This is a genomic window from Streptomyces sp. NPDC056161 (genome assembly GCF_042268025.1).
Taxonomy (GTDB): Bacteria; Actinomycetota; Actinomycetes; order Streptomycetales; family Streptomycetaceae; genus Streptomyces.
On the sequence record NZ_JBHJUV010000125.1, the window covers coordinates 1 to 5,200 of the forward strand.

The 5,200-nt window shown below is 67.9% G+C and carries 5 protein-coding genes and 1 pseudogene; 3 read left to right on the forward strand and 3 right to left on the reverse strand.

What is annotated here, in order from left to right; all coding sequences use genetic code 11:
* Positions 1–226: 226 nt before the first annotated feature.
* Complete coding sequence (locus ACFC09_RS45655) at positions 227–736, reverse strand: TetR/AcrR family transcriptional regulator (RefSeq protein WP_376539072.1); 510 nt, start codon at positions 734–736, stop codon at positions 227–229.
* A gap of 74 nt (positions 737–810) precedes the next feature.
* On the opposite strand from ACFC09_RS45655, the gene ACFC09_RS45660 reads away from it, so the two are divergent.
* Complete coding sequence (locus ACFC09_RS45660; protein WP_376539065.1) at positions 811–2,328, forward strand: aldehyde dehydrogenase (NADP(+)); 1,518 nt, start codon at positions 811–813, stop codon at positions 2,326–2,328.
* A gap of 71 nt (positions 2,329–2,399) precedes the next feature.
* On the forward strand, positions 2,400–2,885 hold the full coding sequence (locus ACFC09_RS45665; RefSeq protein ID WP_376539067.1) for a lipocalin-like domain-containing protein: 486 nt from the start codon (positions 2,400–2,402) through the stop codon (positions 2,883–2,885).
* Between the two features lie 137 nt (positions 2,886–3,022).
* On the opposite strand, the pseudogene ACFC09_RS45670 reads toward ACFC09_RS45665, so the two are convergent.
* Positions 3,023–3,598, reverse strand: a pseudogene (locus ACFC09_RS45670) (IS5/IS1182 family transposase); the annotation flags it as partial.
* Positions 3,599–3,728: 130 nt separating this feature from the next.
* On the opposite strand from ACFC09_RS45670, the gene ACFC09_RS45675 reads away from it, so the two are divergent.
* Complete coding sequence (locus ACFC09_RS45675; protein WP_376539069.1) at positions 3,729–3,908, forward strand: hypothetical protein; 180 nt, start codon at positions 3,729–3,731, stop codon at positions 3,906–3,908.
* 6 nt (positions 3,909–3,914) lie between these two features.
* Here the strand turns inward: ACFC09_RS45675 and ACFC09_RS45680 are convergent, their stop codons facing one another.
* Complete coding sequence (locus ACFC09_RS45680) at positions 3,915–4,925, reverse strand: aldo/keto reductase (RefSeq protein WP_376539070.1); 1,011 nt, start codon at positions 4,923–4,925, stop codon at positions 3,915–3,917.
* Between the last annotated feature and the right edge of the window lie 275 nt (positions 4,926–5,200).

Below are 5,200 nucleotides of genomic sequence, written 5' to 3' on the forward strand. Positions count from 1 at the left end.
CCGCACGGAGATTCCCGTGCGGCCCGCCGCCATCGGCTTCCTGAGGGCTGCCTTCTCCACGGTGATGTGGTCGCGGACGTAGCCCTTGGCCCGCTCGAACTGCCCGTCGGTGGCAGGCAGCCGTAAGGGTCCGGTCCAGGGAAGGGGCGCCCACCCCGTGCGATGCCACGCGCGGGTGTCATGCCCGGTGGGCTTCAGGTCCGTCGCCAGGTCTTCGCTTCGCGGATCAGGTCAGCCGGGCTCTGACCGTCTCCAGTAGTTCGTTGGAGAAGCCCTCGTCAGCCACGGCCCGGGCCATGAGTACGGCACCGACCAGGGCGCTGAGAGTGAGTATTGCCTCGGCCCGGGCATCCTCGGAGTTGCCGTCGAGTCCCGCGATCAGGTCCAGGTATGTGCGGACCTGCTTCTCGTAGGCATCTTTGAGGTGCCGGTCATCACGACCGGCGACGGCGCCCAGGGTGACCAACGCGCAGCCCGTGGCCGGATCATCTCGGTGTCTCTTCGCCAGGTAGGCGTCGATGAGGCCGGCCCGCGGATCCTGGGCGTTCTCCTGTGCGGAGCGCCCCATCTTCGCCGTGCCCTCCGCCAGCGCGGCGGCAGCCTGTGTGACCAGGTCATCGCGTGAGTCGAAATGCTTGTAGAAGCCGCCGTGCGTCAGCCCGGCCTCGTTCATGAGGTCCGCGACGCCGAGGCGGGCGATGTCCTCGGAGCGAATCTTGCGGGAGGCGATCTGCAGGACCCGTTCGCGGGTCGCAGCCTTCTCGGCCTGCGAGTGATCGGAGCTTCCCGAGTGGCCGCCACCGCGGGGCCATGAAGGCGCTCAACCCCGCCACCGGTGAGCTCATCGAGCCCGAGTTCGCATTCGGTGGGCCGGCCGAGGTCGACCATGCGGTCCGCCTGGCGGACGAAGCATTCGACAGTTACAGCCACACCGGCTTGGCCGAGCGGGCCGCGTTCCTTGACCTCATCGCGGACAAGCTCGATGCGGTCAAGGACGAGCTCGCGGAGCGTCTTGCCCTGGAATCCGGTCTGCCCGCGGCGCAGCTTGAGGGTGAGGCCGTGCGGAGCGCCGGTGTGTTCCGCAAGTTCGCCACCGTCGTCCGTCAGGGCCGATTTCTGCAGGCGAGCATCGATACCGCGCAGCCGGACCGGCAGCCCGCACCACGTCTGGACCACCGGCTGCAGAAGGTGGCCCTGGGTCCCGTGGTGATCTTCGGCGCGAGCAACTTTCCGATCTCCTACTCCGGGGTGGGCGGTGACACCGCCTCCGCCCTCGCGGCCGGCTGCCCCGTGATCGTCAAGGCGCACAACGCACACCCCGGCGCCTCGGAAATACAGGGCCGCGTCATCCAGGAAGCCGTGGCAAAGGCGGGACTACACGAAGGTGTCTTCTCTCTCATCCGGGGCGCTGGCAACGAGATCGGCGAGGAGCTCGTGGACCATCCGCTGGTCCGGGCGGTCACGTTCACCGGCTCCGAGGGCGGCGGCATGGCCCTCTACCGGCGGGCGCAGAAGCGTCCTGACCCCATCCCCGTGTTCACCGAGATGACCAGCGTCAACCCGACCTTCGTGCTGCCCGCCGCGCTCGCGGCCCATGGCGCGGAGATCGGCACCAGCCTGGTGCAGCGCGCCATGTACAACGTCGGACAGGCATGCCTCAAGCCCGCTATCCTCCTCGCGGCCGACGGACCCGGCTTCGCGGAACTGCGTGCGGCAGCGGCCGCCGAGGTGAAGAAGGCCGCCGCGCGAACCATGCTCACACCCAGCATCCACGACGCCTACAACCGCAACGCGCAGCGCCTGGAGGACGACGGCGCCGTCCGGATCGCAGAGGGAGACACCCCCACGCACGCCGGGGTTGGCCAGTCCCTGCTGTACGAGGTCACCGGCGAGCAGCTACTGGCCGAACCCGCCCTGCGCGAGGAGGTCTTCGGCCCGGCCGTTCTGCTGGTCAGGGTGACTGCACCGGAACAGCTGCTCGAGGCGGCCCGAGCCTTCCGCGGGCAGCTCTCAGCCACCCTGCACGCCGAGGCCGCGGACCGCGGCACTGCCCAACGGCTTCTGCCGGTTCTGGAACGCCGCACCGGACGGATCGTGTTCAACGGCTTCTCCATCCCGCAGGAGGTCTCCTACGCATCCACCCACGGCGGTCCCTTCCCGGCGACCTCCGACAGTCGTTTCACGTCCGTGGGTATGGGCGCGATCGAGCGGTTCGTCCGCCCGGTCACGTACCAGAACTTCCCGGACGAACTCCTGCCGCAGCCACTGCGCGAGGCGAACCCGCTGCACCTGTCTCGACTGGTGGACGGCGATATCACGCAGTGCTGAACCATTCTCCCGGGACCCGTCCGCCGCTACGGACGGGGTCCCCCTCTCCTGTATGGAAGGAGCCCCTTTCCATGAACGCCACCGAAGGCACCGCTGCGGACGCCGAACGCAAGGCCCGCGACGAGCTGCGCGGGAAACTGCTCGGCGCCTGGCGTCTCGTGTCCTACACCGCCACGAACACTGACGGGGACGTGATCGAGCCCCTTGGCCCCAACCCGAACGGACTGATCCTTTACACCCCCCAGGGATACATGTCCGCCCAGCTGGGACGTAGCGATCGCCCGCTTTTGAGCTCCGCACGGCTTGAGGACGCCATGCCCGAGGAACTGGCCCGGACGACGGTCGGCTACCTCGCGTACGGCGGACCGTTCGAGGTCGTCGACGCCACCACTGTCGAGCATCACGTCACCACCAGCCTCTTCCCGAACTGGACCGGACATCCCCAGACACGAGAGGTGCGCTTCGACGGCCCACTGCTCACCCTCGCCCTCCGCACCCCCACCCGCCTGTGGGGCGCGGAGCGCACGGCCGAACTCGTGTGGCAGAGGCCGGCCTGACCACGGGCCGCGTCCTGCCGCGCTTGCCGCCCCCGCAGTTGAATCCGAATTCCCTCCTGGCCCTTCGGCGGAAGCGGACCTGCGGCGTGGCCCAGGAGGCCGCACTGCTCGGGCGCGTCCCCGCCAAGCAGCCCTGCACGCGTGGAGTCGTAGCCCGCCTCAAGGTGCACCGTGATCTGCTCAGGCAACGCGAGCTCGAAACGCCCGAGCTTCTCTAGCGTCGGGCGCAAAAACGGGGAGTCGTGCCGGTTCGCGCCGGTCACGACACAGCCCAGCGGGATCCCGCGTCCGTCGGTCATCCGTGACCACTTGATCCCGAGTTTTCCCCGGTCAATCGGTGATTTCCCGGCGACCTCGCCACCGCAGGGCGCTTTGGTGATCTGCCCGTCGACGGTGATGTCGGCCAGGTCCAGGCCCACGACACGGTCGTAGGTGGGCGGCGTCTCCAACACGATCTGCTCCAGCCCTGCGAAGACACCAGCCGTGATCCACTCGTTGCGTCGGGTTCTCATCGTGGTTGCCGAGCACGATTGATCGGCGTGCTTCTCGTACGAGCCGCCGAAGACGAGTTTCGCGACGAGCTTGTCGAACACGATCCGGTCCGGGATCCGTGGGTTGTGACAGCCCCACGGATGTGTCTCGCGATGCAGTGGCAGGAGGGCCCCGAACTGGACCCACAAGGGCTCGATCGCCCATGCTTCGACGGCGGGCACCGGTGCTCCGTCTTCAGATGTAGAGATACAGGAGTCCCACGTCAAAACGGATCCCGGGGCCCACGTCACATCAGAATGACGCCCCTACCCGCGAAATCTCTTACGAATTGACCAAACTCAGGAACGGTCGGTGGACGTCAGCTACTTCGGTGCCCACGGGCACGTTCCGCTGCGCGTGGCCCTGCTGCCGGCCGCGGTGGCGGGCAGCGCGCGGATCATGCAGTTGCGCGCGACCGCCCGCAAGCACCGCCGGGCCGACCACAGGGCTGTCAAAGCAGAGGCCAAGGACTCGTCGAAGGTCCGGCGGTAGCCCGGACTACCGGGAGCGCGCCACAGGGTGCGACTTGTAGAAGGACTCCTCCAGGTAGGCGGCCTCGTGCGGCCGGTAGGGCTCCTCCAGGTAGGCGGCCTCGTCCTCGTCGAGTTCGACGTCCACCGCGGCGATCGCGTCGGCCAGCTGGGCCGGCTTGGTGACCCCGACGATGGGCGAGGTCACCGCCGGGTTGCGCATGACCCAGGCCAGGGCGACCTGGGCCGCGGACAGACCCCGCTTGCCCGCGATCTCGTGGACGCGCTCGGCCACTGCCTGGTCCTCGTCGCGGTAGAGGATCTTGCCGCCCTCGTCGGTCTCGGCACGCGCGGTGGCGGTGTCCCTGGCCCGCGTCAGCCTGCCCCGCGCCAGCGGGCTCCACGGGATCACGCCGATGCCCTGGTCGGCGCAGAGCGGGAGCATCTCCCGCTCTGCTTCCCGGTGAATGAGGTTGTAGTGGTCCTGCATCGACACGAACCGGGTCCAGCCGTTCAGGTCAGCCAGGTACAGGGCCTTGGCGAACTGCCAGGCGTGCATGGAAGAGGCTCCGATGTAGCGGACCTTCCCGGACTTGACCGCGTCGTGCAGCGCCTCAAGGGTTTCCTCGATCGGGGTGTCGTAGTCCCAGCGGTGGATCTGGTACAGATCGATGTAGTCGGTCCCCAGTCGCTTCAGGGAGGCGTCGAGCTCGGCGAAGATCGCCTTGCGGGACAGCCCGGCGCCGTTCGGGCCGGGGCGCATCCGCATCCAGACCTTGGTGGAGAGAACGACCTCCTCGCGCCGGGTGAAGTCCTTGACCGCCTGGCCGACGATCTCCTCGCTGCTTCCAGCGCTGTACCCATTGGCCGTGTCGAGGAAGTTGACGCCGCCCTCAAGGGCCTGCTTGATGATGTCCCGGCTGGCGTCCGCGCCCAGCGACCAGGGCTCGCCGCCCCGGTCCGGCTCGCCGAAGCTCATGCAGCCGAGGGTGATGGCGGAGACTTCCAGTCCGGTCGTTCCGAGTTTGATGTATCGCATGCTTCCGAACCTAGGAGTTGGAGTGCGCACTAACGCAATACGTCTCGATCCGGCATTCGGAGGCGTGGGGCATGTGTGCCCTGTCAGGTTTCGACCGTTTCGGCCAGACGTACCAGAGAACCCAGTGGTAGCGAGTAACAAACTGTCAATTCTCAGCGGAGCGCATGGGGCACTACTCAGCCCCCGTTACCTTTCTCGTGGCCCCGCAATGGGGCGCCTGGCCTCCGGGCCCGGTATGGCTGTCTGCCCCCTGTCGAAGGGATGACCTGGGGGGT

Excerpts from the sequence above, each read along its gene's own strand:
- ACFC09_RS45660 (WP_376539065.1), top strand. The coding sequence starts at position 811 with ATGAAGGCGCTCAACCCCGCCACCGGTGAGCTCATCGAGCCCGAGTTC.
- ACFC09_RS45665 (WP_376539067.1), top strand. The coding sequence starts at position 2,400 with ATGAACGCCACCGAAGGCACCGCTGCGGACGCCGAACGCAAGGCCCGC.
- ACFC09_RS45680 (WP_376539070.1), bottom strand. The coding sequence starts at position 4,925 with ATGCGATACATCAAACTCGGAACGACCGGACTGGAAGTCTCCGCCATC.